The sequence below is a fragment of the Pseudarthrobacter sp. PH31-O2 genome, assembly GCF_030063265.1.
Taxonomy (GTDB): Bacteria; Actinomycetota; Actinomycetes; order Actinomycetales; family Micrococcaceae; genus Arthrobacter.
Window position 1 is genome coordinate 161996 of sequence record NZ_JASIST010000004.1, and the last position, 24466, is coordinate 186461.

Genomic DNA, 24466 nt, shown 5'->3' on the forward strand with positions numbered 1-24466 from the left:
CGCTGCAGGGCTGTTCCCGAATTACCCGACACCGGCCTTGGGTATACCCCGGCCACACTGCGTCCAGAGGAAAAACTTTCCATAGGCGAACCGGAGCGGAGATCTAGGTCCTATTCGGTCAATCGGCTGTGTGGTCAGCTTCCTGCGGTGGATCCTTGAAGTCCTTTGTTAACACAAACGACCCGTCCCAGATATAGAGTCGCAGCTAACATCCGCTTAGGTGCTGAAGGCAGATAGCCAATGACTACGATCCAGGCAACGTTTATGGTTACAGGCCTGGTGCTTGTCCCTGCTTCAGCCCTCATGCTCACGCTGGAACTACGAAATGGCCCAAGAGGTGACCTAACCGGTCGCCGGGGGAGACTCGTATTTGCAGGAGTCGCAAGTGCGCTTGGTGTGGCCCTGGTGCTCGTCGCGGCACTCGTTCCTATGTGAGCCTTACGGAACGACTGGCCAAACCGTTTCAGCGGCGCCAACAATTTTTCGTCGTGGGCGATTTAGACTGCACTCATGTCCGAAAATGAACGAACCGTCACTGGCCCGGTCTTCGAAGCTGCCTACGAGGCCGCCCAAAAGAGTCTCCGAGAGGGCGGCATCCCGATCGGCGCTGCCTTGGCCCGCGGCGGCGAAGTGATTGCCACCGGCCACAACGAGCGCGTCCAGCATGGTGATCCAATCGCCCACGGCGAGATGTCGGCGCTGCGGGCTGCCGGACGCCAGAAAAGCTACCGTGACACGACCCTCTACACCACTTTGGCACCGTGTGCGATGTGTACCGGGACCATCATCCAGTTCAAGATTCCGCGCGTAGTGGTGGGCGAGGCCATGACTTTCCCCGGCGAATTCGAACTTCTGCGCTCACGTGGCGTCGACGTGGTGCTATTGAATGATTCCCGATGCGTCGAGATGATGCGCACCTTCCAGGACGAGCACCCTGAACTATGGGCTGAGGACATCGCCGAATAGCCCACGCACAAAGTGGGCACCGGTGAAATGGTTCAGATACGGCCAGCGCCAGGGCGTGTTCGCTGAGGCCGGGACCGGGCCTGCTTCTGTGCGCAGTGCGGGCGGTATTTTCCCGCCGGGTTTCTGTCCCGGAGCAGTTCGAGGCTGAGCGTCAACGGTGCCCTTCCAGCCCGGAGGCTACGGAGCGCAGGCCCTTCGATCGACTTGTCCGCCCATGGCTGGGTGGCCGGTACCCGTCCGGCTCACCTCGGTAGCTTCATATGGAGATTGTCGATCGTTAAAATCCACACCGTCCTGGTGGGGTCCGACAAGGTTGACACAATCACCCTTTTGTTTTACGGAGCTGGGCCGCTTTAGTTTCGCTCGGATCCCACTGCGCCGTCTGTGCGGACTTTCTTGGCTTTGGCTGCGCCTTTGCCCATGGCGAGGGACGCGCTGGGGTGGGTGCCCTCGTTGCGTTCTGCGGCGCCTCCTCCTACTTGCGTTTGGTTGGCCATGGCGCTTGCCAGGGATGCCGCGAAGGCTTCTTGGCGTTCCGCTGTGCCGTAGTCAGGGGCCGATGTCTTCTTTGCTTTCAGGCCCTGGTCTTTGAGCCGGCTGCTGTCGTTACCGGTGACGGGCTCGATCTCGCGGCCGGGGCCCTCCATGCCGCCAACACACCGCCGTGACCGGGCAGACAGCGGCCGCGATGCTGGTGGCTAAGATCGCGGCTCAGATCCTGCGCCTGCGCGAAGAGATGGAGGAGGTCGAGGCCCAGATAGAGGTCCGGTTGCGAGAGCATGAATACGCCGAAATCCTGCTGAGCGTCCCTGGGTTTGGTGTGCAGCTCGCCGCCGAATTCCTCGCCGCGACCGGCGGAAGCATGGACCAATACGAGAACCCCAACCGACTCGCCGGCGTCGCTGGGGTAGCCCCGGTCCCGCGTGACTCCGGCCGGGTCAGCGGCAACCACCACCGACCCAGACGCTACGACCGACGACTGCTGCGCGCCTGCCACCTCTCCGCCCATACCGCGTCCGTTCACTGTCCGACCTCGCGGGCCTACTACACCCGGAAACGCGCTGAAGGGAAGAACCACAAGCAAGCCATCCTCGCCCTGGCCCGACGCCGCATAAACGTCATCTGGGCGCTCCTCAGAGACCGCAAACGCTTCGAGCACCGGACGATACCGGTCACTCAAGGCGCTTGACTTTGTCATTGAGAATCCCCTTGCAGTTGGTGGTGGTCGTTATCGGTCAAGTACGGGGCCTGAATCACGGCCCGTGTGCTGGCGGGTCTTGGCCGGCGTTGGTGTGTTCGATACCGCTGACCCCGGCAAACGGGACCCCAAAGCACCTGATTTGCGCTGTTTTTGACGCTTCCCGGAGCGCTTTGGTACCGATTTGTTGGGAACGGAATCTTCCGGTAGAGTATTTACTCGTTGCCCCCCTAGCTCAGTGGTAGAGCGCGTTCTTGGTAAGAACGAGGTCACCGGATCGATTCCGGTGGGGGGCTCTGAATGAGGGCCTGTGTCAAGGCGGTTTTTGGCCGGCTGAGCACAGGTTTTCCTCATTTCCGGCGGCGTAGCTCAGTTGGTTAGAGCGCACGACTCATAATCGTGAGGTCGGGAGATCGAGCCTCCCCGCCGCTACAGAATGACCCTGCAGGCCAAGGCCGCAGGGTCTTTTTGTTTTAAACCCCGTCGCCCCTGCGCTGCCGGCTCCCATCGTGGGTCTAGCCCGCCAGGGATGATCATCGTGGGTCTAGCCAGCCAGGGGTGATTCCACAACATGGCCAGGGCCACGGTCTGTAGGAGAGAATGATCTTATGACGCGAATCGCAATCATTGGCGGCCACGGAAAAGTGGCTCTGGAACTGTCCCGCATCCTGACGGGGCAAGGGCATGAGGTCACTTCTGTGATCCGGAAGGAAGGGCAGAAGGAGGAAGTCGCCGGCACCGGCGCCACGCCGGCCGTGCTGGACGTGGAGAGCGCCCCGACCGATCTGATGGCGGAGGCACTGCGCGGCCATGACGCCGTCGTGTGGTCCGCCGGAGCCGGTGGCGGCGCAGCGGCCCGCACGTACGCCGTCGACAGGGACGCCGCCATCCGGTCGATGGACGCGGCAGCCCAGGCAGGTGTCAGCCGCTACGTTATGGTCTCCTACATGGGGGCGGGTGAAGACCACGGCGTCCCCGAAGACAATAGCTTCTACGCCTACGCCGAATCCAAGGCCGCCGCGGATTCGTACCTGCGCGGCACCAGCTTGGACTGGACCATCCTGGGACCGGGGTCCCTCACGGACGGCGGGGCCGACGGGAAGATCGAGGTCAACCCGTCCGACACTTCCGACGGCAACTCCACTGCGCGGGACAACGTGGCCCTTGTTGCTGCCGCGGTGCTGGCTCTGCCGGCGACCATCCACCGCACGATTGAGTTCCGCGACGGGGCCGTACCGATCGCGTCCGCGCTGGCGACTTTGAGCTGAGCCGGCGGGCCCCGCGCTGTCCCTCAGGCAACGAACTGCCCTTAAACATAAAACTGCTCCCCGTATGTCAGGACTGAATTTTCAGTCCAACTTTCGGGGAGCAGTTCAAAGGGTCGGGCCCTTCTTGAGCTACTGGCTTTTCACCGCCTGCAGCGAATAGCCTGGCGGCCTAGAACGCTGCCGCAAATGCCCGGCCAAGATATCCCTCGTTGGGCTGCATACCCGTTCCGGAGTAGGCCCACAGCGAACCGTCGGGGCGCCGGGCGACGAGGTCAGCGAAATTGTCCCGGTTCAGGTTACCCGCACCGAGCACTGTGTCGAAGACATCCCACCCGGTTCCGATCCGCCGGGACGTCGGCAATCTGCCAGTACCATCCCCGGCGTAGAGCCACAAGCCTCCGTCGGCAGTCCGGGCAACGACGTCGTTCTTGCCGTCGGCGTTGAAGTCACCGACGCCAAGCAATTGGTCAAATACCTCCCAGCCGAAGTTGCCGATCTTCCGGCCGCTAAGGTAGCCGTTATTGGTGGAATTCACCCTGCCGGAGCCTGCGTAGAGCCACAGTGAGCCGTCGGCTTTGCGGGCCAGAATGTCGCTTTTCCCGTCGCCGGTGAGGTCGCCGGTGCCGGTCAATGAGGTAAAGGAATCCCAGCCGAACTCACCAATTTTCTGGACGCCGGAGAACGCTGAGCTTGTGCCGTCTACCCGCCCGGAGCCCGCATACAGCCACAGGGTACCGTTCGGCATGCGGGCGACGAGGTCGTTTTTTCCGTCGCCGTTGAAGTCCCCGACGCTCACGAGTGAATCAAAGACTTCCCAGCCGAACTTGCCGATTTTTGTGGGCGCCCGGTAGTCACCGCTGCCTGACCCCGGATAAAACCAAAGGCTGCCGTCGGGCATGCGCGCCAGCAGGTCTGCAATGCCATCGCCGTTGAGGTCCTTCGTGGCGGCAAGGTAGTTGAAAGCGTCCCAGCCGAAGTCACCTATCCTGCGGGCACCGGAGTAGCCCTGGTCCCGTCCTGCTGTTCCTGCGTAGAAGAAGACGCTGCGGTCTGCCTGGCTTGCCACGATGTCCGCCATGCCGTCCATGTTTGCATCGCCGGGACCTGCGATGCTGTCATATATGCCCCACCCGGTCCCGATCTTCTTGGCGTTGACGAGCTTTGCCTGCCCCGTATTGGAGTACAGCCACAGGGTACCGTCCGGGCGGCGTGCAGCCAGATCGTTTGTTCCGTCGCCGTTGAAATCCTGGATCGCGATGAGCCGATCAAAGATCTGCCAACCAAAGTCGATCTCCCGGGCCGCCCCGGGCCGACCGGTGCCAGTGCCTGGATAGAGAACCAGAACTCCGTCGGGCCGGCGTGCCAGAATATCTGCTTTACCGTCCCCGTCGAAGTCCCGGACGCCCAGTAGCGCGTCAAAGGCGTCCCAGCCGAAGTTGCCGATCTTGACGCTGGCTGAATATCCCTCGCTGCTGCCGGAAACCACTCCGGTCCCCGGGTAGAACCACAGGGATCCGTCGTATTTCCTGGCCACCAGGTCATTCTTGCCGTCAGCGTTGAAGTCTCCGGTGCCAAGCACGGTGTCGTAGATGTCCCAACCCGTACCGATCCTCCGGCCGGCGGGGAATTTTCCTGTGCCGTCGCCTTGGTAGAACCACAGCTCCCCGTTGGTCTTGCGCTGGATGAGGTCCGCCACCCCGTCGCCGTTGAAATCGCCCGGCGTAACAAGGACAGCCTTTGCCGGCGGGAGCGCATCGATCGTGACTCCGGCGGCGGAGTCGGAGACCCAGTCGAAAGTTACCTTAGTCCCAGCATGGGTGGTGAAAGTCTGGCCCGCCTGCCAGGCCTGGTTATAGCTGTAATAGCCGCTGAACGTCGTGGTATTGGGTTGCAGGGCGATGGAGCCTGCACCGTAGCTCTGCACAACCTTGACCCCGCGGTTGCCGCTGACTGCAGTTGCCGAGTCGTTCCCAATCGGAAGACGAAGTTCCAGAAAGTAGGTCTCGCCGCTGACGGGGTCGGTGAACTTGAGGGAGCGCTGGTCGTCCGCACTTCCCCAGGCCCTCAATGTGTAGGAATTTTTGCCCTCCACCTTCCCGAGGTTTCTGACCTCGTTGCCGGAGCCGAATCCGCCATATTCGTAGATGGGGGAGCTCACCACCGGCTGGCTGGTCTGGGACACACCCATCAGGTCAAGGTTGTCCTTGTACTCCTCAATGCTGCATGTGCCGTTGGCGAACGAACCATCGGCGTTGCTGGCAGTGTCCACTGCCCCGTCCGCGCACCGAAGCCGGTTGGCATGCATCAGCCCCAGTACGTGGCCGAATTCGTGGGTCAGCACGCTTCTGGTCAGGGCGGCGGGGACCGGCATGATGACGCGTCCGCTCGTCCCGCTGTAGCTCCAGCCCGCGCCATAGGCTCCGTCGGAGAGGGTGGGGGTGGAAACGAAGACGACGAGCGCCGTGTAGTCACTGGGGGCCCACCCGATTTCACCGACAATCGTGTTCATCATTGATGAATAGCTCTGCGTGGAGGTTGCCCGGCTCGACCTGTTTTCGACCGAGGCGACGCTCATGGACAGCCTGCCGTTCGACATGGCCTGCCAGTAGGTGCTGCTGGTGCCGATGGCGGCGCGGGCGTCCGCCTCCGGGATCGCCGCTTTCCGGTCCGCGAGCTGGACCATAACCAGCCTCACCTTGATGTCCCCGCTCCGGGCGAGGGAGTAGGCCTCGGTCGCTGCCTTTGCCGGTGCTGCCCCCTTCAGGCCCGGTGTCGGAGCGACCCCGACCGGCTTGCTGGATGTGGGGTTGCTGCCGCCGAGTACTTCAGTGAACAACGGTTCCGGAGTTGTCACGGTCTGCGACTCGACCGTCGGAGGGGAAGTCGTTGTCGCGGCCGGACGGGGCGTCTGGGCCGGCGCGGCAGTCGCCGAGGGGGAGCTCGCAGTCGAGGGCGCGGTGCTGGACGCAGGACTCGGGGCGGCAGTCGGCTCGGCCGTGGTGGCCGCTCCCGGGGAAGCAGCCGCGGTTGGCGTCGCCACGGGAGCGGGCTCTGCGAGGGCAGTCGGGAGCGGCACGGCGGTCAGCGTGGCAAGGGTGACGATTAGCGCCACCAGCAGCGCAGTCGTCTTCCGTATTAGATTCAATTGGAGACTTTCATGAGACTGCCGCCGCACTGAACGCTCAGCGAGACGGCCGGGAGACCGGGAGACCGGGAGACGAGGTCAGTCTACGGACGGCGTGGACCAGGAAACGGCAACTTGCACCAAAATTTCGCCTAAAGTAGCGAATCGTTGCCTAATCCTGAGCCAGGACTGGGGAATCCCCTCCTCGGCCCGGGGTCGCTATTGCGCTAGTTCAAGCTCCAGGGCGTTCGCCTCGACGTAGTCCAGGGCGTGCCGGACGGCGCCGACACTAACAATCGAGCCGCCGAGGGGTGAGACGGTAACGCGCGGGGGAGTGGCCGTGAACCGGGGGAGCAGTTCGGTGATCCGCGGCAGCAGCACCCCGGCGGATTCAGCGACCGCGCCCCCGATCACCACCTGTTCGGGGTTGATAAAGCTCGCCACGGAGGCAATGACCCGGGCCATCCGGTCACAAATCCGGTCCAGGATGGCCAGCGCCGCAGCATCCCCGGCGGCGGCATCCTGAAAGACACGACGCGCACCCACCGTGACCCCGGGCGTGACCCCGGACCCGGAGCCGCCCTCGGCGGCGGACCATTGCCGGGCCAGGCTGGCGATGCCGTCGCTGGAGCCGACGCCCTCCACAAGGTCCAGGTAGCCCATTTCTCCGGCCGCTCCGCTGCGGCCATGGAGCAGCCGCCCGGACTCCAGCACCCCTGCTCCCAACCGTTCCCCGGCCAGCAGCACCACCAGGTCATCGACGCCGGCGCCTGAACCCCGCCAGCGTTCACCGAGCGCGGCAAGGTTCGCGTCGTTTTCCAGCAAAACCGTCCAGCCGTGCAGCTCGTGCAGCGCGGAGCGGAGACCGACGTCGAACAGGCTCCAGAACTGCTGGTTCGCCAGCACCCTGCCGTCGCGGTCCACCGGCGCGGCGATTCCAGCCCCTACGGCCAGTACCCGTTCCGGGCTCGTCCCCGCGGCCGCCAGAGCGCGGCGGCAGGCATGGTCGACGATGCCGATCCGTTCCTCAGCAGGGATGTCGGCGGCCCGAAAACTCTGGCTGGAACGTCCGAGCACGGTACCGCGGAGGTCCGCGACGGCCGCGGTGGTGGTGGCTGCGCCGATATCCAGGCCCAGGACAAAACCAGCCCGGGAATTGAGCTCGAAGCGTCGGGCGGGGCGTCCTTTGCGGGGGTTTGCGGGTTGTTCCGCACCGCGGGCGTCCACTTCGCTGATCCAGCCGCGCCGGATCAGGTCTTCGCAGACGGCAATGACGGATGCCCGCGTCAGCCCGGTCCGGGCCATCAGCTCTGTCCCCGTGGCCACCTCCGTCGCGCGGATGACGCCGAGCACGGACCTTGCGTTAACCCGGCGCAGCAGCTGGGGGGTGGCGGCGGCAGTCGGCTGCAAATGTTGACCTCTTCCGGATCCGGACCCATAATTGTTCAGGCAATATATTTAGCTTGTATCTAAATTACCAGAACCCGTCTCGAGCCCCGGAGGATAACCACCTTGTCCAATACCGCCACGCTGGCAACCCTGTCCGGTTCCGAACTCGCCGCCGACCCCAACTGGTGGCGCCAAGCATCCGTGTACCAGATCTACCCGCGCAGCTTTGCGGACTCCAACGGCGACGGCCTGGGTGACATCAAGGGCATCACGGCCAAGGTTCCGTACCTGAAAGAACTCGGGATCGACGCCGTCTGGCTCTCCCCGTTCTACCCCTCGGCACTGGCCGACGGCGGCTACGACGTCGACGACTACCGCGACGTCGACCCCAAGCTCGGCACGCTGGCGGACTTCGACGAAATGTCTGCGGCGCTGCACGCCGCCGGCATTAAGTTGATCGCGGACATTGTCCCGAACCATTCCTCCAACCGGCACGAATGGTTCAAAGAGGCGCTGGCAGCTCCGCGCGGCTCCGACGCCCGGGAGCGCTACATCTTTCGTGACGGTGCGGGCGAAAACGGCGAGATCCCGCCGTCGGACTGGGAATCCGTCTTCGGCGGGCCGGCCTGGGAACGCATCACCGAGCCGGACGGCACCCCCGGCCAGTGGTACATGCACATCTTCGCCAAGGAACAGCCGGACCTTAACTGGGCCAACCGCGAGATCCGCGACGATTTCCTCAAGACCCTGCGTTTTTGGTCCGACCGCGGTGTGGACGGCTTCCGCGTCGACGTGGCCCACGCCCTGACCAAGGACCTCACCGAGCCGTTGCTGTCCAAGGTCGAGTTGAGCGAGGCCAACAGTGGAATTGACGGCTTCGACGACGGATCGCACCCGTTCTGGGACCGCGACGAGGTCCACGAGATCTACGTCGAATGGCGCGAGGTCTTCAACGAATACAACCCTCCCCGCACCGCCGTGGCCGAAGCCTGGGTCCATGCCAGCCGCCGCGGCCGCTACGCCAGCCCCGAGGGCCTGGGCCAGGCGTTCAATTTCGACCTGCTCCAGGCCGACTTCGACGCTGACGAGTTCCATGAAATCATCACCCGCAACCTCGCCGAAGCCACCGAATCCGGTGCCTCCTCCACGTGGGTGTTCTCCAACCACGACGTCGTCCGGCACGCCACCCGCTACGGCCTGCCCCAGGGCGGCGGTAAGCACGCAAAGGGCCAGGACGGCAAGGGCTGGCTGCTGGCCGGCGCCCCGGCCGGGGAACTCGACGTCGAGCTGGGACTGCGCCGCGCCCGCGCCGCCACACAGCTGATGCTGGCGCTGCCGGGTTCCGCGTACCTGTACCAGGGCGAGGAGCTCGGACTGCAGGAAGTGGGGGACATCCCCGATTCGGAACGCCAGGACCCCACCTTCTTCCGGAACAAGGGCGTGGAGGTCGGCCGCGACGGCTGCCGCGTGCCACTGCCCTGGACCGCCGAGGGTACCTCCTTCGGCTTCGGCGACGGCGGCGCGCACCTGCCGCAGCCGGCGTGGTTCAGCCGTTACGCCGTCGCAGCCGAGGACGGTGTGGAAGGTTCCACCCTTGAGTTCTACCGCCGGGCCTTGAAGCTGCGCCGTGAACTGCAGACTTCGGAGGAACTGGAATGGCTCGAAACCGGCAACGCCCGTGTCCTGCACTTCCGCCGCCTCGGCGGCTGGCAGGTCGTCACCAACTTCGGCCACGAGCCCGTTGAACTTCCGGCCGGGACGGTCCTGCTCAGCAGCGGGCCGCTCGAGGGGAATCTCCTGCCGGGCAGCACTACCGCCTGGTTGCGGTGAGCTCCCGGGACGGAAGCGGGGCAGCAAATCGTAGCGGCCAAGAGCTGATCTACGGCTGCATGGGCCTGGGCGGCAGTTGGTCTCCGGAACCGTACGCGTCCGCCGACGTGGACGAGGCGGCGCAGGCCGTGGACGCTGCCCTTGAGGTTGGCATCACCTTGTTCGATCATGCCGACATCTACCGTGGCGGCAAGTCCGAAGCCGTGTTCGGCGAGGTGCTGGCGCAGACCCCGGAGCTGCGGAACCGGATCCGGCTGCAGACCAAGTGCGGCATCCGGCTCAACGAGCAGGGTCTTGAGGCGTACTACGACCTGAGCCGGGACGGGATCCTGACGAGAGTCAATGAAAGCCTCTCCCGGCTCCGGACAGACTACGTGGACGTGCTGATGCTGCACCGCCCCGATCCGCTGATGGACCCCGCCGAGGTGGCCTCCGCCGTCGGCCAGTTGATGGCCGAAGGCAAGGTCCGGGCCGTGGCGGTATCCAATATGTCCGGGGCGCAGATCGAGGTCCTGCAGGACCGGCTCGAAACCCCGGTCATCGCCAACCAGTTGGAGATGAGCCTGCGCCAACGCGCCTGGCTGGAGAGTACGGTGCTGGTCAACCATGCCGAAGGAGCGGACTACAGCTTCCCGCACGGCACGGTGGAACACTGCGGCCGGCACGGCATCGCCCTGCAGGCCTACGGTTCCCTGGCCCGGGGGCTCTACACCGGAGCGCCGGCCACAACGCCGTCGCCGGCGGAGGAAGCAACCAGCCATCTGGTGGCCGGGCTGGCCACCCGGAAGGGCGTCGCCGGGGAATCGATCGTGCTGGGCTGGCTGATGAAGCACCCGGCCGGGATTGCCCCGGTGATCGGGACTGCGAAGCCGGAACGCATCCGGGCCTGTGCTGATGCCGCAGCAGTGGCCGCTGGCATGACCCGGGCCGAGTGGTACCGGCTTTGGGTGACGGCCCGCGGCAGTAACATCCCGTAACTGGCGACATTAACATCCCGTAGCTTGTGACTTTGCTCGTATTGGTCCGTCTCGAAGGCGGAATACTTGGCTGGGGACGGCCTCGAACGGATAGCGTAGACCCATGACTTCCACCACCACCGCCGGGACTGTCCGGCCTCAACGCAACATTCCAGCTGAGATCGCCCGCTCCTGGCTGCTGGTCAACGCTATGAAACCCGAACTCTTCGACCCGTCGGCCGTTTCCCGCGCGGACGCCATCATCCTGGACATCGAGGATGCGGTGGACCCGTCCCAGAAGGATGCCGCCCGCGGCCACGTCGTGGACTGGCTGACTGCCGGCGGCAGTGCCTGGGTCCGGGTGAACGACGCTACCAGCCCGTTCTGGGCCGACGATCTGGCCGGTCTCCGGGGTACCCCGGGCCTACTCGGTGTGATGCTGGCCAAGACCGAGTCCGCGGACCAGGTCACCGAAAGCTTCCACCGGATGGACGGCAAGACGCCGGTCATCGCGCTCGTCGAGTCTGCCGTGGGCATCGAGGAAGCCAACAACATCGCCAAGGCCCAGGGCGCGTTCCGCCTCGCGTTTGGCTCCGGCGACTTCCGCCGCGACACGGGTATGGCGGCCACCCCTGAGGCGATGGCCTACCCGCGGGCCAAGCTGGTCGTGGCAAGCCGGGTCGGGAACCTGCCTGGCCCCATCGACGGCCCCACTGTCGGCACCAACCACCCGATCCTGCGCGAACAGACCGGGATCACGGTGATGATGGGCATGACTGGCAAGCTCTGTCTCGCCGTCGATCAGACCAACGTCATCAACGAGGTCATCAGCCCAACGCCGTCGGATGTCGCCTGGGCCACCGACTTCATGGCCGACTTCGAGGCCAGCGGCCGCGTCATCCGCGACGGCTCGGACCTCCCGCGCCTGGGCCGCGCCGAGAAGATCATGAAGCTCGCGGTAGCCTTTGGGGTGCAGCCGGCCGTCTAGGCAATCGCACCAAGCAGACCCCGCGACCAATCCCCGTTCTGTGGTCCGCGGGGTCTTTTGGGAAACCGAACCGGGGGCGGCCCGCACACCAACCGCGGGAGCCCGGTTCCGCGCCCGGCCCGGTAGACTGGCGCGGTGCTGAAAGAATTCTGGGAGTCCGCGCCAACCACGTACAAGGTGCTGGTTTTCAGTGCCATGGCTCTGCTTGGCGTGGGCATAGTCCTGAACCTGATCGGCAACAGCACCGGCAACGAGCCGCTGGCGGTCTCCTCCCTTGCCGTGATCGGATTGGGCCTGATCCTGCATCTTGCCGGCATTGTGGTCCGCGGCCAGGCGATCCGGAAAAACCTCAAACGATAGCGGCGGTATTCCGTCGGACGTGGCTGCGGGCGTGCGCCACGGCCTCGGGCAGCGACGTGAACAGGTGTTTGTGGTGGCGCAGCGAGCGAATGACCCCGACGTTTGTTACGAGCTCCAGGTGTTGGGGCTGGACGCCCTTCAAGAGGACAGTCACGCCGCGAAGTTCGAGTGCGGAGATGACCTCCACCAGCGTGTGAGCCCCTGTAGCGTCGAGCATCCGTACCTGCGACAGCCGGATGATGGCCACCTGGATGTCCTTGACCTGGCTGATTTCCTGCAGGACCCGTTCCGCAGCGCCGAAGAACATGGCCCCGTCCAGCCTGAAGATGGCGATGTGCTCGTCCCCGTCCTCTGGGGGTGCCGGAATCTGCTCGCGCTTCACCCCGCTGAGCGAGGCGAATTTCCGCAGTGTGAAGAGGGCGGCGGCGACCAGGCCGATCTCGATGGCCACAATGAGGTCGAAGGCCACTGTAATAACGGCTGTCAGGACGAACACAAAAGCGTCGGCGCGGGTGGAGCGCAGGATGGCGGTGACCGTGTGCCGTGACACCATCCGGCTGGCCGTCACCATCAGGATCCCGGCCAGGACCGCCAGCGGGATCTTCCCGACCAAAGCTGCCGCCGCATAGATGATGGCCAGGAGCACCAAGGCGTGCACGATCGCGGAGAGCCTCGTTTTGGCTCCCGAGCGGACGTTGACAGCGGTCCGGGCGATGGCGCCCGTGGCAGGCATGCCGCCGAAGAACGCGGCCGCAATAGAGGCGAGTCCCTGGCCCATCAGCTCTCGGTCCGGGCTGTATACCCCGGAGGGCCGGCCGTCGGGGCCCACCATGCCGGCGGCTACCCGGGCGGAGAGCAGGGATTCGATGGCGGCCAGCATCGCGATGGATACTGCGGGCATCAGCAACGAGCCCAGCGCGGCCGGGTTCAGCGCCGGGAGCGAGGGTGCGGGCAAGGAATGCGGCAGGGCGCCGATCCGCGGAATCTGCAGTTGCAGTACTTCAGCGGCGACGGTGGCCAGGAGTACAGCGATCAGGCTTGCGGGCAGCGCCTTGTTCAGTTTCGGCAGAAGAAGCATCACGGCGGCGACGCCGGCGACGACGGCCAGCGTCTGCAGGACGGTGGGCGCCGTGGCCCGTGAGGCGCTCTCGAAAGCAGCCAGCACGGTATTGTGCCCTGGTATTGCCTGCGTGCCCGTGGCGAGCGGCACCTGCTGAAGGAAAATAATGGCAGCGATGCCGAGCGTGAACCCCTCGACCACCGGCCACGGGATGAAGGCCACGGCCCGGCCCAGTCCGCTTAGGCCCAGGATCACCACCAGCAGTCCGGCCAGCAGGGAGACCAGGGCAATGCTGCCGGCGCCGTTGGCGGCAACAACCGGGGCCAGCACCACAACCATCGCGCCGGTGGGGCCGGAGACCTGGACGTGGGAGCCGCCCATGACCGCGGCCACCAGCCCGGCCACAACGGCGGTGATGAGTCCGGCCTCGGCGCCGACGCCCGAGCTCACTCCGAAGGCCAGGGCCAGCGGCAAGGCGACGATGCCCACGGTGATTCCCGCCAACAGATCCGTCTTCCAGGACGAACGCAGCCCCGCATAGTCCCGGCGGGACGGCAGGAACCTGCTGAGCTGATTCAGTGCGGCGCTCATGAAGTGGGACTCTTCAGATGCTCGCTGGGAAGTGTCTGCGCGAGTTTAAGCTGTTCGTTGGAACCGGCCAGGCTGTCGAGCAGGAACGCCCGGGCAATGGCCAGGAGCTCGGCGATCGTTGGATGGGCCAGCCGGTAGGTCACGGCGTTGGCGGTTCGGGTGGAAGTCACCACCCCATGCCTGCGCAGCGTAGCGAGGTGCTGGGACAGGTGGGATGCCTCAAGCCCCGTCTCGGCCAGCAGGTAGCTGACGGGAGCCGAGTTATCCGGTGCAGCCGAGAGCAGTTCGAGCACGCGGATCCGCGCCGGGTGGGCGAGGGCCTTGAACAGGTTCGCCTTGATCTCGTAGAGAGGGGTTTGCGCCGGCGAAATCATTACTGCCTGTGCTTTCTTGTCGGCGCGGATCCGGCGGGCGGACTTGGCGGAGGACATCAGTTGATGACTTGATGTTTTCATCATACCGTAATTGCTGTCTCTGTGCATCTGCATGTCTTCGACGCAGTCCACCCGTGGCCTGACGCTAGGCTGGAACCCATGACTATCAATCCGGATCTGCAGGGACGCAACTACCCTGCCCAAGAGGTGTACGACGTCGGCCGCGAGAAAATCCGCGAGTTCGCCCGCGCGGTCAAGGCCACCCACCCCGCCCACTTCGATGTGGATGCGGCCAAAGCCCTGGGCCACAGCGACCTGGTGGCGCCACCTACCTTCGCGATCATTGTCGCCCAACGGGCCGACGCCCAGCTGGTCGAAGACCCGGACTCCGGCATCGACTTCTCCCGGGTGGTCCACGCGGACCAGCGGTTCGTCCACCACCGGCCAATCCTTGCCGGGGACAGGCTCGTGGCAGAACTGCACGTCGACGGCGTTCGTGCCATGGGCGGGGGAGCCATGATCACTACGCGGTCGGAAATTTTCGCCCTTGCCCCGGTGGCCGGCGCCGCAACGGAGCGGGAAGCCGTGGCCACCGCCACCTCCTCCATCCTGGTCCGCGGAGAGGGACAGTAGACATGACACCGATACTCACAGAGCTCGCGGTCGGCCACAACATCGGCAGCCGCCACATCGAGATCTCCCGCACGGACCTGGTTAAGTACGCGGGCGCGTCCGGTGACTTCAACCCCATTCACTGGAACGAGGCCTTCGCTACGGGCGTGGGATTGCCTGGTGTCATTGCGCACGGGATGTTCACCATGGGCTCTGTCGTCCAGCTCGTCACCGACTGGGCCGGCGACCCCGCCGCCGTCGTGGATTTTCAGACCCGATTCACCAAGCCGGTCCCGGTGTCAGACACCACAGGGACGGCCGCGGCCGGCGCCGTGCTCGAAATCAGCGGTGCCATCGGGGCGATCGACGCCGACGCAGGCACCGCCCGGGTAGACCTCACCGTTATTTCGGCCGGCCAGAAAGTACTGATGAAGGCCCAAGCCGTCGTCAGGCTGGCGTAGGCGCATGACGACGCCGTGAACGTGCGCACAGTCCAGACTGCGGAGGTCACGCACTGGCGCAACGCCGTTGTTGTTGCGTATGCGGTCAGCGGCATCGCGTTCGCCACCTGGGTGTCCCGGCTGCCGGCCATCCGCGACGGACTGGACCTCACCCCGGGAAATGTGGGGCTCCTGCTGCTGTGCCTGACCCTGGGATCCTTTATCTCCGTCTCCGCGTCCGGGCTGATCGTGCTGCGGTTCGGGTCGAAGCAGACCATCCGGATTGGCAGCATCACGGTGGGATCCGGTCTGGTGCTCGCAGGCCTGGGAACCTCCGTCCTGGTCAATCCGCTCGTTGTCGCCGCGGGGCTGGCCGTCATCGGCCTCGGCACAGCGAGCTGGAACACGGCCTCCAACGTCGAGGGTGCTGCTGTCGAACGCGCCGTCCGCAGGCACATTATGCCCCGGCTGCATGGTGCCTTCAGTCTGGGTACCGTCGCCGGCGCCGGCACCGGTGCCTGGGCGGCGGGGGCCGGTGTGCCCGTGTTCTGGCACTTCGCCGGTGTGGGGCTGCTGGTGGCCGGCTCCGTGGCCACCGCCGCTTTATGGTTCCGCGCGGACAGTACCCCGATCGAACCCGGCCTGGGCTTCACGCCGGCCACACCGGATACCTTCGATGACCCCTCCACCGGGCCGATACCCCTCATCAGGCTTGAGGCGGACCGGCCGGAGGCTCCGCTGGACAACAAACGCCAGATCGCCCAGGCCTGGCGGGACCGGCGGACCCTTCTGCTGGGTGTGCTTGTGCTGGGGCTCGCTCTCGCGGAGGGCGCGGCCGGGGACTGGGTGGCCCTGGCGCTCGCCGATGGCCACGGCCAGTCCGACGCCGCGGGTGCCGCCGGCTACGGGCTTTTCGTTACGTTTATGACGGTGGGACGCTTTGCCGGCACAGTGGTCCTGGACCGCTTTGGCCGTGTCCCGGTGATGCGCTGGTGCGCGGCCCTGGCGGTGCTGGGCCTGGGTTTGTTCGTCTTCGCGCCGGCGCCGTGGGTGGCCTACGTGGCCTTGGCGGTCTGGGGACTGGGCGCCTCACTGGGCTTCCCGGTGGGCATGTCCGCCGCCGCCGACGATCCCCTCAAGGCAGCCGCCCGGGTTTCCGTGGTCTCCACGATCGGTTACGGCGCATTCCTCTGCGGGCCCCCGTTGCTGGGTTTGCTCGCGGAACACGTTGGCATCCTGCACTCCCTGCTGGCCGTGATGGTGATGCTGGCGGTCAGCTTCCTGCTCTCCCCGGTGGCCCGGAAGATCGACCAGCGACCTGCTTAGGGGACTCCGGCCATACCCGGCTAGGCTGGTCAGGTGACCCAGACATTGCTCTCTGCCCTTACCACGGCCGCCGTCGGTGGCCCCGCCGGCACCCTGATCGAGGCCCGCACCGAGGCCGAAATCATCGAGGCCGTCCGCTCAGTGGATGCTGCCGGTGAGCCATTGCTGATCCTCGGGGGCGGCTCCAACCTGCTCGTGTCCGACGACGGCTTCCCCGGCACCGTAGTGAAGATCGCCTCGGAAGGGTTCACGGTCAACGCGGAGGACTCCTGCGGCGGCGTCGCCGTCGTCGTCCAGGCCGGCCACAACTGGGATGCCCTCGTGGAACACGCCGTGCTGCACGCCTGGTCCGGGATCGAAGCGCTCGCCGGGATACCGGGCGCCACGGGCGCCACCCCGGTCCAGAACGTCGGTGCCTACGGCGCGGACGTTTCCCAGACCATCGCCGCCGTCCGGACCTGGGACCGGCAACGTCAGGCCGTGCAGACCTTCACCAACTCGGAGTTGAAGTTCGGCTACCGCGATTCGATCCTCAAACAAACCACTGTCAACGGCTCCCCGCGCTATGTGGTGCTCACGGTCGAGTTCCAACTGCCGCTGGGCCGGATGAGCGCCCCTATCCGCTACGCCGAGCTCGCCCGCGCACTGGGCGTTGAGGTGGGCCAGCGGGCCTATTCCAACGATGTCCGCCGTGAGGTGCGCCGGCTCAGGGCGGCCAAGGGCATGGTGTGGGACCCCGCGGACCGGGACACGTACTCCACCGGATCCTTCTTCACAAACCCGATCGTGCCGGCAGCCGTAGCCGCCGCGCTGCCGGGGGACGCGCCGCGCTACCCCGGTGCCGACGGGCTAACCAAGCTCTCGGCAGCCTGGCTGATCGACCGGTCCGGTTACGGCAAGGGCTTCGGGCTGGAGCCGGACAGCGTTTCCGGCGGCCGGGCTTCGCTGTCCACCAAACACACCCTGGCGATCACCAACAGGGGAACGGCAAGCACCGCGGACCTGCTCGCGATCGCCCGCGAAGTGCGCCGCGGCGTCGTCGAACGCTTTGGGATTGAACTGCATCCGGAACCGCTGCTGATCGGCGTGGAGCTCTAAAATCCTCGACCCAAGTGCTCCCGCGCGGATCGGGTCCGGCGCCGCCGATCAGTTCCGGCTGCGGCGCCCGACGACCCGGCTGAACAACATAAACGTGAAGCCTGAGGCGGCGGCACCCTGGAAGAAGACCTGGCAAAACGCCACGGACTGGTCGCTGGGACCGCTGCGGAGCAGGAAACCGGCGCAAGCGAAGACGACCGCCCCTGCCAGCAGGGCCAGCGAACCGAGCAGGAAGCTCTGCACGGTATCGGGGAATTCACCGGGGCCGCTGCCGTCACGGGAATCACTGCCGCCATGCGCCGGATAACGCGGCTGGAGAGAAGCTGCCGTCACGAAGCTGGCCACGGTTACCGCCATGGCGACCACCGATACCAGCTGCATGGTGCTCATCAGCGGCGAGAGCCGGGTCCCGCTGGCAATGGCAACGGTGAGTCCGGCGGTCATGCCGGCAGCGCTGGAAGCCCAGCCCAGCAGGGCCAGCCGCCGGCTCAGGGGCCGCAGCAGCGGCCACATCTCACTCAAGGTCATCCATCAAGGGTAGGGAATCCGGCTGGAAGGCGGCTGGGAACGTCCCGGCAGTCGTCCTAGCATGGGGTGTATGGGAGCACCGCGGCGTTACCGGCTGACCAGGGGGATCATGGGCCGGCTGCGACTGGCCTCGCAGGGGCTGGCCGGGGCCGGATTCAGCAGCGTTCCGGCGGCCGTGCGCTCGATGCCGGCGATGCAGGCGCAGGACATGCGCTCCGTCCTCTGGGCGATTGGCCAGCGGGTGCCGGGCTCCCTCGTGGGCGATGTCCGCAACGCCCTGGACCGGGGGGAGATCGTCCGCTCCTGGCCGATGCGCGGCACCTTGCACGTGCTGGCCCCCGAAGACCTGAAGTGGGTGTTGGCCATTACCTCCGATCGGCTGATCCGCGGCCTGGCCGGGCGGCACAGGGAGCTCCGCATCTCGGCTGCGGATGTCGACGCCGCAGCCGGAACCGCTCTCCAGCTGGTCTCCGGCGGTGCAGCCGCGAGCCGGAGCGAACTCTTTAACGCCTTTGAACTCGCTGGCCAGTCCACGGCCGGCCAGCGCGGCATTCACCTGCTCGGTGCCCTCTGCCAGCGGGCCGTGCTGGTGCAGGGACCGCTGGCCGGCAACCAGCAGCTGCTGGTGGCTTTTGACGACTGGATCACAGGGTCGCGGAGCCTGGACCGGGCCGAGGGCATCGCCGAGTGGCTGCTGCGGTACCTGCGCAGCCACGGGCCCGCCACCGGGCGTGACTTCTCCTGGTGGGCGGGCATCCCGCTCGCCGAGGTCCGGGCAGCACTGGCCGACGTCAAGGGCCAGCTGGTGGAGCTGGACTTCGAGGGGACCAGCTACTGGCTCTCCCCGGAGACTGCGGCACTGCTCGACGACGGTGTCCCCGGTGCGCGCACGGTGCTCGCGCTGCCGGGCTTTGATGAGTTCCTGCTCGGTTACACCGACCGGTCGCTGGTACTGCCGCCGGAGCACGCGAACAAGATTGTGCCGGGCGGCAACGGCGTGTTCAAGAAGACCATTGTGGCCGGCGGACGGATCGTCGGCACCTGGGGTGTGACCGGCAGTGGCAGGGCCCCGGCCGCCGTACCCGAGCCGTTCGACGATGTAAATGGGCTGCGGCCTGCGGCGCAAAAGTCCTTTGAGCTGCAGGCCGCGAAGTACCGCAGATTCCTCGGCACCTGAACCGGCGTGCGCCTAGAGGTTGCCGGTGGCGATGTTGAGCATACGCCGCAGCGGTTCGGCAGCGCCCCACAGCAGTTGGTCACCGACGGTGAACGCGCTGACGTACTGGGGGCCCATCTCCATCTTCCGGATCCGGCCCACCGGAATGTTCAGCGTCCCGGATGCCGCCACCGGGGTGAGGTCTGCCATCGAGGCCTCCTTGGTGTTGGGCACCACTGTGGCCCACTCGTTGTCAGCAGCGAGGAGATTCTCGATCTCCGCTACGGTGAGGTCCTCGCGGAGCTTCAGCGTCAAGGCCTGGGAGTGCGAGCGCATTGCGCCGATCCGGACGCACAGCCCGTCCATGATGATGTGCTCATCGCCGGAAGTACCAAGGATCTTGTTGGTCTCCACCCCGGCCTTCCACTCTTCCTTGGACTGGCCGTTGCCGAGGTCCGCGTCGATCCACGGGATCAGGGAGCCGGCCAGCGGTACCCCGAACTGGCTCGCGTCAATGTTGCTGCGCTGGTGCGCCAGGACCTTGCGGTCGATCTCCAGGATGGCCGACGCCGGGTCGTCCAGTTCCGTGCTGACCTCGGCGTTGAGTGTGCCGAACTGGCTCAGGAGCTCACGCATGTGCCGGGCGCCGCCGCCGGACGCCGCCTGGTAGGTCATCGAGGTGCCCCACTCGACGAGCCCGTTTTTGAACAGCCCGCCGAGGCCCATCAGCATGCAGGAGACCGTGCAGTTGCCGCCGATGTAGTCCTTCACGCCGCCGGAGAGGCCGGCGTCGATCACGTCTCGGTTGATCGGGTCCAGCACGATGATCGAGTCGTCGTTCATCCGCAGGGTGGAGGCGGCATCGATCCACAGGCCGTCCCAGCCGCGGTCACGCAGCGCACCGTGGACCTGTTTGGTGTAGTCGCCGCCCTGGGCTGTCACGATGATGGGCAGCTTCGCCAGGGTCTCGACGTCGAACGCATCCTCGAGGGTGCCGGCATCGCCCCCGGCGGGACCGGCCAAGGATGGGGCCGCCCCTCCCGCGTTCGAGGTGGAGAAGAAGACCGGGTTGATGGTGGCGAAGTCGCCCTCGTCCTGCATACGCTGCATCAGGACGGAGCCGACCATGCCACGCCAACCGACCAGTCCAACGGACGGGGTAGCTGCTGTAGTCATTAGCCCAGTTTAGGCTTTGCCGGCGCCGGGGCGCAGTCGGTTACGTCATCGCGTCCCGGTCCGGGATCACCCAAGGGGCCGGGGGAGGTTGCGGACCGTGCGCAATTTCTCCGCCCGGCGCTCCTTGGCGTAGCTCGTCCAGGCGACCAGCGGCACCAGCACTCCCACCGGGATGGTCCACCAGATGTCACCGAGAATCTCCCAAGTGCCGTCAATCGCAATCCGTGCCAGGCCGTAGGCGACACCGCCGGCGAAGAGCGAGGCCAGGACGGCGAGGAAGAGCAGGCCGCCGGAGGAGCTGACGGGTTTGACCAGCCCATGGCCGTCATCCTTGCGGACTCCGTACTCGTCCGGGGTGTAAGCGATCAGTTCGCCGTTCGCGCCCCGGCGGTGGATCCGGCCGTCTTCCCCGGTCCGGGCTCCCGTGTAGCCAGGTTCCGGTGGTACGTCCGAACTACGCCTGGCCACGGGACACCTCAATGGCCCGGAGCAGTCCGCCGTCGTCCAGGCCTTCGGTTTCCGCGACCTTGTCCTGGGCGAAGTCGGGGACTCCGGTCGTCCACGAACCTTCCTCGCGCCGGACCAGCAGGTGCTGCTCGGTATCGAGAGTCTTGAACACGAGATAGGCAGAGCCTCCGGCATTCTGCTCGATGTGCTGGCGCACCAGGCGGAGGGTCGCTTCGGCAGAGCTGATGCTGGTGTCCTGGGCGAAGACGAACCAGGTGCCCAGCAGCCGCGGCTGCAGCATGAGGGCCACTCCGGGGGCCTCGATCAGCACCACGTTGTCCATCGCGTCCCCGGTCAGCAGGGAAACTTCGGTCCAGCGGGTTGCCTGCCCCAGGGCCGTGGCCACCGCGGACGCGACGCCGTTGACTCCGAGGTCACCGTCATCATCAATGGTGGCCATGTCCCGCGCCATCAGGGACGATGCGCCTGCCGTGGACAGGGTGAGATCATCCACCATGTCCTGGGCGCGGAAAACGCTTACCGAACGGTCCCTCGCCGGCCCCTCGAAGACGTTGAGCAAATAGGCAAACTCGCCCACGCCGAAGCCGATGACGTCGATGCCGAGCCGTGGCTCCTGCTGTGTCTGATCCTGAACGCTCATGTGAGTCTCCTAATCCCCGAAGCCGAAGAACTTGGCCACGGACTTTCCGGCGTCTTTGACGTTATCCGCGGCATCGCTGACGAACTTGCCTGGATCCTGGACCGCGTTGACAATTCCTTCGCCGACGTTCTTGCCGACGCTGCTGATCGTGTCCCAGTTTTCGTAGATGGCTATTCCCACGCTGGCAACTTGGCAGACGGTCCCGGCGGGCGGCGGCAAAAAGCAGCCGACCCCGAGGAGTCCCTTGCCGGCGCTGGCCATCCCGCCCTTGACGTCGCCATCGGCGAAACTCCGCACCGAGTCGACGGCGCTGAAGCCGACGCCGGCCCAGCCGAGGCCCCTCGCGAGGCCGGACTTCCCCAGCCACTCCAGCTTGGTGCCGGCACCAAGCCACGGCTTCTCCGCGAAGACCTTTTCGAATTTGCCCAGCGGCCCGACATACTTGTCCAGGTTCCGCAGCGAGACGATGTCTGAGGCTTTGTCGACGGCGGCGAGGCCCCGATTTGTTGCTGCGGAACTTTTCAGCAGCTTATCGAGGGCCGGGTTGCTGATCAGGCGGTGCGGGGCGAAGCCGGGACCGCCGATCCGGTGCTTGCCCTGCACAAAGGACTTGACGAAATCCGCGCGCTGGTTTTTCAGCACCCAGCCGAACTGGCCGGCATGCTTGGCGAGGGTCAGCGGTGCCTTGAGGTATTTCTGGATCTGCATCCCGGCCCTGATGCCGCCAATGCCGCCGGCGACTGCACCGCCGAGCAGCGGCCCGATGCCACCGCCGTTGCTGCTGCCGTGGCTGCCGCCGAGCGGACCGGGCCCGCCGCCGGCCCCGGCGGCGGTAACACTGGCTTTCTCCTGCTGGTCGGCGTGGGTCAACAGCCGCTTGGACTCTTCCTTGAGGGCCTGGGCGGTCCTTTGGATCAGGGCACGGTGGCTGCCGTTCCACTCGGAGGTGAAGCGGGCGCCGTCGGCTCCCTTCCAGGACGTGTTGCCGTTGATGGCCGACGTCAGCGTGCTCGACTGCCGGAGCAGCGTTTCGGACGTCTTGCCGAACTGTTGTGCAAGCGTGCGCAACTGGGCGACGTCGGCGCCCCACAAGTTTCCTGCCATAGCGGCTCCCCCTCTTCGTGCATCAGCCTAACCGGCTGCGACCGGGACCTGGTGTATTCCGGCGTGTGTATTCAACCGGCACCAATCTAACCGCAACACTCGTGCGCGGCGATGGGGTGTTCTCCCCATCAGGTCCCGGCCGGCGTCGGGGGCCCGGCCGCTAGTCGCCCTGTCGCTCCGTGAGCAGGTTCTGCTTGCGTCTGCGCAGGACAAAAAATGCCCCGAAGGCAAAGGCCTGGGTGACCACCACGAGCACGATCGCACCGGCAATCTTGTCCCCGCCCAGGATCATGGTCAGCCCCACGACAGCGGACAGCAGCGCGAGCAGCGGGAGCAGCATGTAGCCGAGGACAAAAAGGAGTTCGGGTTTCGTCAGCATCGCTTAGGCCTCCGTCCGGCGCCACACGTTGATGCGGTAGCGGGCGCCGTTTCCGGCGGTCTCCCAGCCGTCGGCCGGCAGGCTTCCGTCCAAGGTCCAGTCGTACCCAAGCTCGGGGGCGAAGGTGTCGCCCTCCGTGCTGGCGTCGATTGTGGTGATAACGGCGACATCGGCGAGGTCCATGGACTGGGCGTAGATGTTGCCGCCGCCGACAATCCAGACCATGTTGTTGCCCGGTGCGAACTGGGACTCAAGGAGTGCATCGTCCAGTGAGGCGGCGGCGGTGGCGCCCGCCGCGGACGGAGTTTCGCCCCAGCCGCGCTGGCGGGTGATAACAATATTGGTCCGCCCGGGCAGCGGGCGGTACTTGTCCGGAAAGGATTCCCATGTCTTCCGGCCCATGATGACGGGGTGGCCTGTCGTGAGCCGGGTGAAGTGTGCCATGTCCTCGGGCAGGCGCCACGGCATTCCGCCGTCCTGGCCGATGACACCGGTACTGGTTTGGGCCCACACCACGCCGAGCCCGGTGAGGGCTGCCAGCCTGGTGGAAAAATCCGCGGGCTGCGCGGTCTGTATATTGTCGTCGCTCATACGGCTATCGGGGCCTTAATCGTCGGGTGGTGCCGGTATCCGACCACTTCGAAATCATCGAGGGTGTAGTCGAAGATGGACTCCGGCTTACGGGCGAACGCCAGCTGCGGGTAGTCATAGGGCGTGCGGGTGAGCTGCTTGAGAACCTGGTCCATGTGGTTGTCGTAAACGTGGACGTCGCCGCCGGTCCAGACAAATTCGCCCGGTTCCAGGCCAGTCTGCTGGGCGATCATGCAGGTGAGCAGGGCATACGAGGCGATGTTAAACGGCACACCCAAAAAGGTGTCCGCGGAACGCTGGTAGAGCTGGCAGGAGAGTTTGCCGTCGGCCACATAGAACTGGAAGAACGCGTGGCACGGCGGGAGAGCCATGTCTTTGAGCTCGGCGACGTTCCAGGCGGAGACGATGTGCCGGCGCGAGTCCGGGTCGGTTTTGAGGTTCGCGATTAGTTCGGCGATCTGGTCGATGTGGCCGCCGTCGGGAGTCGGCCAGGAGCGCCACTGGACGCCGTAGACCGGTCCGAGTTCGCCGTCGGCGTCGGCCCATTCGTTCCAGATGGTGACACCCTGGTCCTGCATCCACTTCACATTCGTGTCCCCGCGGAGGAACCACAGCAGCTCGACCGCGACGGACTTGAAGTGCACTCGTTTGGTGGTGACCAGGGGGAAGCTTTTGCTCAGATCGAAGCGCATCTGGCGGCCGAACACACTCAAGGTGCCGGTGCCGGTCCGGTCGGATTTGTGCGTGCCGTGTTCGATGACATCGCGCAGCAAGTCTTCATAGGGTGTTGGGATGCTCACGTTCCCAGTCTACTGAGAAGTCGCCGCAGGTCCTTATCCATCGT

The 24466-nt window shown here is 65.8% G+C and carries 24 protein-coding genes, 2 tRNA genes and 1 pseudogene; 14 read left to right on the forward strand and 13 right to left on the reverse strand.

The features are described from left to right. Positions 1-510: 510 nt before the first annotated feature. On the forward strand, positions 511-966 hold the full coding sequence (locus tag QMG72_RS08380) for a nucleoside deaminase (RefSeq protein WP_226773937.1): 456 nt from the start codon (positions 511-513) through the stop codon (positions 964-966). A 353-nt stretch (positions 967-1319) separates the two neighbouring features. Here the strand turns inward: QMG72_RS08380 and QMG72_RS08385 are convergent, their stop codons facing one another. After that, positions 1320-1613, reverse strand: coding sequence for a hypothetical protein (locus tag QMG72_RS08385; protein WP_283480252.1), 294 nt, complete (start codon positions 1611-1613; stop codon positions 1320-1322). Between the two features lie 5 nt (positions 1614-1618). On the opposite strand from QMG72_RS08385, the pseudogene QMG72_RS08390 reads away from it, so the two are divergent. From QMG72_RS08390 to QMG72_RS08405, 4 genes and pseudogenes are all read left to right on the forward strand, one after another. Continuing rightward, positions 1619-2155: pseudogene (locus QMG72_RS08390) on the forward strand (transposase); the annotation flags it as partial. Between the two features lie 233 nt (positions 2156-2388). Further along, a tRNA-Thr gene (locus tag QMG72_RS08395) sits at positions 2389-2460 on the forward strand. A gap of 62 nt (positions 2461-2522) precedes the next feature. Further along, a tRNA-Met gene (locus QMG72_RS08400) sits at positions 2523-2596 on the forward strand. Between the two features lie 176 nt (positions 2597-2772). After that, positions 2773-3432, forward strand: a complete 660-nt coding sequence (locus QMG72_RS08405; RefSeq protein WP_282359783.1) for an SDR family oxidoreductase — start codon at positions 2773-2775, stop codon at positions 3430-3432. 169 nt (positions 3433-3601) lie between these two features. Here QMG72_RS08405 and QMG72_RS08410 read toward each other — a convergent pair whose 3' ends face one another. Both QMG72_RS08410 and QMG72_RS08415 read right to left on the reverse strand, forming a co-directional pair. Further along, on the reverse strand, positions 3602-6577 hold the full coding sequence (locus QMG72_RS08410; protein ID WP_283480253.1) for an FG-GAP-like repeat-containing protein: 2976 nt from the start codon (positions 6575-6577) through the stop codon (positions 3602-3604). Between the two features lie 198 nt (positions 6578-6775). After that, positions 6776-7966, reverse strand: a complete 1191-nt coding sequence (locus tag QMG72_RS08415; protein WP_283480254.1) for an ROK family protein — start codon at positions 7964-7966, stop codon at positions 6776-6778. Positions 7967-8068: 102 nt separating this feature from the next. On the opposite strand from QMG72_RS08415, the gene QMG72_RS08420 reads away from it, so the two are divergent. The 4 genes from QMG72_RS08420 to QMG72_RS08435 all read left to right on the forward strand — a co-directional run bounded on the left by QMG72_RS08420 (position 8069) and on the right by QMG72_RS08435 (position 12079). Then, entirely contained in the window at positions 8069-9775 is a 1707-nt protein-coding gene (locus tag QMG72_RS08420; protein ID WP_226774805.1) for a glycoside hydrolase family 13 protein, read from the forward strand. Then, positions 9772-10752, forward strand: a complete 981-nt coding sequence (locus tag QMG72_RS08425; RefSeq protein ID WP_226774804.1) for an aldo/keto reductase — start codon at positions 9772-9774, stop codon at positions 10750-10752. Before QMG72_RS08420 ends, QMG72_RS08425 begins: the two co-directional genes overlap by 4 nt. Positions 10753-10855: 103 nt before the next feature. Beyond that, entirely contained in the window at positions 10856-11719 is an 864-nt protein-coding gene (locus QMG72_RS08430; protein WP_226774803.1) for an HpcH/HpaI aldolase/citrate lyase family protein, read from the forward strand. A 135-nt stretch (positions 11720-11854) separates the two neighbouring features. Continuing rightward, on the forward strand, positions 11855-12079 hold the full coding sequence (locus QMG72_RS08435) for a DUF3188 domain-containing protein (protein WP_226774802.1): 225 nt from the start codon (positions 11855-11857) through the stop codon (positions 12077-12079). Here QMG72_RS08435 and QMG72_RS08440 read toward each other — a convergent pair. Together QMG72_RS08440 and QMG72_RS08445 are read right to left on the reverse strand one after the other, a co-directional pair. Beyond that, positions 12069-13730: a SulP family inorganic anion transporter gene (locus tag QMG72_RS08440; protein WP_226774801.1), complete on the reverse strand. Its 1662-nt coding sequence runs from the start codon at positions 13728-13730 to the stop codon at positions 12069-12071. The genes QMG72_RS08435 and QMG72_RS08440 overlap by 11 nt on opposite strands. Then, positions 13727-14104 (reverse strand): ArsR/SmtB family transcription factor, encoded by a 378-nt coding sequence (locus QMG72_RS08445; protein ID WP_283480311.1) that lies wholly within the window; start codon positions 14102-14104, stop codon positions 13727-13729. The genes QMG72_RS08440 and QMG72_RS08445 overlap by 4 nt, the downstream gene beginning before the upstream one ends. A gap of 159 nt (positions 14105-14263) precedes the next feature. Between QMG72_RS08445 and QMG72_RS08450 the strand changes: the two genes are divergently transcribed. The 4 genes from QMG72_RS08450 to QMG72_RS08465 are packed head-to-tail and all read left to right on the forward strand — an operon-like array spanning position 14264 to position 17580. Then, entirely contained in the window at positions 14264-14737 is a 474-nt protein-coding gene (locus QMG72_RS08450) for an FAS1-like dehydratase domain-containing protein (protein ID WP_226774800.1), read from the forward strand. A 2-nt stretch (positions 14738-14739) separates the two neighbouring features. Continuing rightward, positions 14740-15177: a MaoC family dehydratase gene (locus QMG72_RS08455; protein ID WP_226774799.1), complete on the forward strand. Its 438-nt coding sequence runs from the start codon at positions 14740-14742 to the stop codon at positions 15175-15177. A 15-nt stretch (positions 15178-15192) separates the two neighbouring features. After that, positions 15193-16482 (forward strand): MFS transporter, encoded by a 1290-nt coding sequence (locus tag QMG72_RS08460; RefSeq protein WP_226774798.1) that lies wholly within the window; start codon positions 15193-15195, stop codon positions 16480-16482. 33 nt (positions 16483-16515) lie between these two features. Further along, positions 16516-17580: a UDP-N-acetylmuramate dehydrogenase gene (locus tag QMG72_RS08465; protein ID WP_226774797.1), complete on the forward strand. Its 1065-nt coding sequence runs from the start codon at positions 16516-16518 to the stop codon at positions 17578-17580. A gap of 48 nt (positions 17581-17628) precedes the next feature. Here QMG72_RS08465 and QMG72_RS08470 read toward each other — a convergent pair whose 3' ends face one another. Next, on the reverse strand, positions 17629-18108 hold the full coding sequence (locus QMG72_RS08470) for a hypothetical protein (RefSeq protein ID WP_226774796.1): 480 nt from the start codon (positions 18106-18108) through the stop codon (positions 17629-17631). A 70-nt stretch (positions 18109-18178) separates the two neighbouring features. Between QMG72_RS08470 and QMG72_RS08475 the strand changes: the two genes are divergently transcribed. Further along, a complete protein-coding gene (locus QMG72_RS08475; RefSeq protein WP_226774795.1) occupies positions 18179-19285 on the forward strand; it encodes a winged helix DNA-binding domain-containing protein in 1107 nt (368 codons plus the stop codon). A 12-nt stretch (positions 19286-19297) separates the two neighbouring features. On the opposite strand, the gene asd is transcribed toward QMG72_RS08475, so the two are convergent. The 7 genes from asd to QMG72_RS08510 all read right to left on the reverse strand — a co-directional run bounded on the left by asd (position 19298) and on the right by QMG72_RS08510 (position 24422). Beyond that, positions 19298-20440: an aspartate-semialdehyde dehydrogenase gene (asd, locus tag QMG72_RS08480; RefSeq protein ID WP_226774794.1), complete on the reverse strand. Its 1143-nt coding sequence runs from the start codon at positions 20438-20440 to the stop codon at positions 19298-19300. Between the two features lie 66 nt (positions 20441-20506). Beyond that, positions 20507-20908: a hypothetical protein gene (locus tag QMG72_RS08485; protein ID WP_226774793.1), complete on the reverse strand. Its 402-nt coding sequence runs from the start codon at positions 20906-20908 to the stop codon at positions 20507-20509. Continuing rightward, positions 20895-21548 (reverse strand): hypothetical protein, encoded by a 654-nt coding sequence (locus tag QMG72_RS08490; RefSeq protein ID WP_226774792.1) that lies wholly within the window; start codon positions 21546-21548, stop codon positions 20895-20897. Before QMG72_RS08490 ends, QMG72_RS08485 begins: the two co-directional genes overlap by 14 nt. A gap of 9 nt (positions 21549-21557) precedes the next feature. Beyond that, positions 21558-22652, reverse strand: a complete 1095-nt coding sequence (locus tag QMG72_RS08495) for a WXG100 family type VII secretion target (protein ID WP_226774791.1) — start codon at positions 22650-22652, stop codon at positions 21558-21560. 160 nt (positions 22653-22812) lie between these two features. Further along, positions 22813-23031: an NF038396 family protein gene (locus tag QMG72_RS08500; protein ID WP_226774790.1), complete on the reverse strand. Its 219-nt coding sequence runs from the start codon at positions 23029-23031 to the stop codon at positions 22813-22815. 3 nt (positions 23032-23034) lie between these two features. Further along, positions 23035-23622 carry a dihydrofolate reductase gene (locus QMG72_RS08505; RefSeq protein ID WP_283480255.1) on the reverse strand — a complete coding sequence of 196 codons (588 nt, stop codon included), beginning with the start codon at positions 23620-23622 and terminating at the stop codon, positions 23035-23037. Further along, a complete protein-coding gene (locus QMG72_RS08510; protein ID WP_226774788.1) occupies positions 23619-24422 on the reverse strand; it encodes a thymidylate synthase in 804 nt (267 codons plus the stop codon). Before QMG72_RS08510 ends, QMG72_RS08505 begins: the two co-directional genes overlap by 4 nt. Positions 24423-24466 lie beyond the last annotated feature (44 nt).

Excerpts from the sequence above, each read along its gene's own strand:
- QMG72_RS08380 (WP_226773937.1), top strand. The coding sequence starts at position 511 with ATGTCCGAAAATGAACGAACCGTCACTGGCCCGGTCTTCGAAGCTGCC.
- QMG72_RS08385 (WP_283480252.1), bottom strand. The coding sequence starts at position 1,613 with ATGGAGGGCCCCGGCCGCGAGATCGAGCCCGTCACCGGTAACGACAGC.
- QMG72_RS08405 (WP_282359783.1), top strand. The coding sequence starts at position 2,773 with ATGACGCGAATCGCAATCATTGGCGGCCACGGAAAAGTGGCTCTGGAA.
- QMG72_RS08430 (WP_226774803.1), top strand. The coding sequence starts at position 10,856 with ATGACTTCCACCACCACCGCCGGGACTGTCCGGCCTCAACGCAACATT.
- QMG72_RS08440 (WP_226774801.1), bottom strand. The coding sequence starts at position 13,730 with ATGAGCGCCGCACTGAATCAGCTCAGCAGGTTCCTGCCGTCCCGCCGG.
- QMG72_RS08445 (WP_283480311.1), bottom strand. The coding sequence starts at position 14,104 with ATGATTTCGCCGGCGCAAACCCCTCTCTACGAGATCAAGGCGAACCTG.
- QMG72_RS08450 (WP_226774800.1), top strand. The coding sequence starts at position 14,264 with ATGACTATCAATCCGGATCTGCAGGGACGCAACTACCCTGCCCAAGAG.
- QMG72_RS08455 (WP_226774799.1), top strand. The coding sequence starts at position 14,740 with ATGACACCGATACTCACAGAGCTCGCGGTCGGCCACAACATCGGCAGC.
- QMG72_RS08470 (WP_226774796.1), bottom strand. The coding sequence starts at position 18,108 with ATGACCTTGAGTGAGATGTGGCCGCTGCTGCGGCCCCTGAGCCGGCGG.
- QMG72_RS08475 (WP_226774795.1), top strand. The coding sequence starts at position 18,179 with ATGGGAGCACCGCGGCGTTACCGGCTGACCAGGGGGATCATGGGCCGG.
- asd (WP_226774794.1), bottom strand. The coding sequence starts at position 20,440 with ATGACTACAGCAGCTACCCCGTCCGTTGGACTGGTCGGTTGGCGTGGC.
- QMG72_RS08490 (WP_226774792.1), bottom strand. The coding sequence starts at position 21,548 with ATGAGCGTTCAGGATCAGACACAGCAGGAGCCACGGCTCGGCATCGAC.
- QMG72_RS08495 (WP_226774791.1), bottom strand. The coding sequence starts at position 22,652 with ATGGCAGGAAACTTGTGGGGCGCCGACGTCGCCCAGTTGCGCACGCTT.
- QMG72_RS08500 (WP_226774790.1), bottom strand. The coding sequence starts at position 23,031 with ATGCTGACGAAACCCGAACTCCTTTTTGTCCTCGGCTACATGCTGCTC.
- QMG72_RS08505 (WP_283480255.1), bottom strand. The coding sequence starts at position 23,622 with ATGAGCGACGACAATATACAGACCGCGCAGCCCGCGGATTTTTCCACC.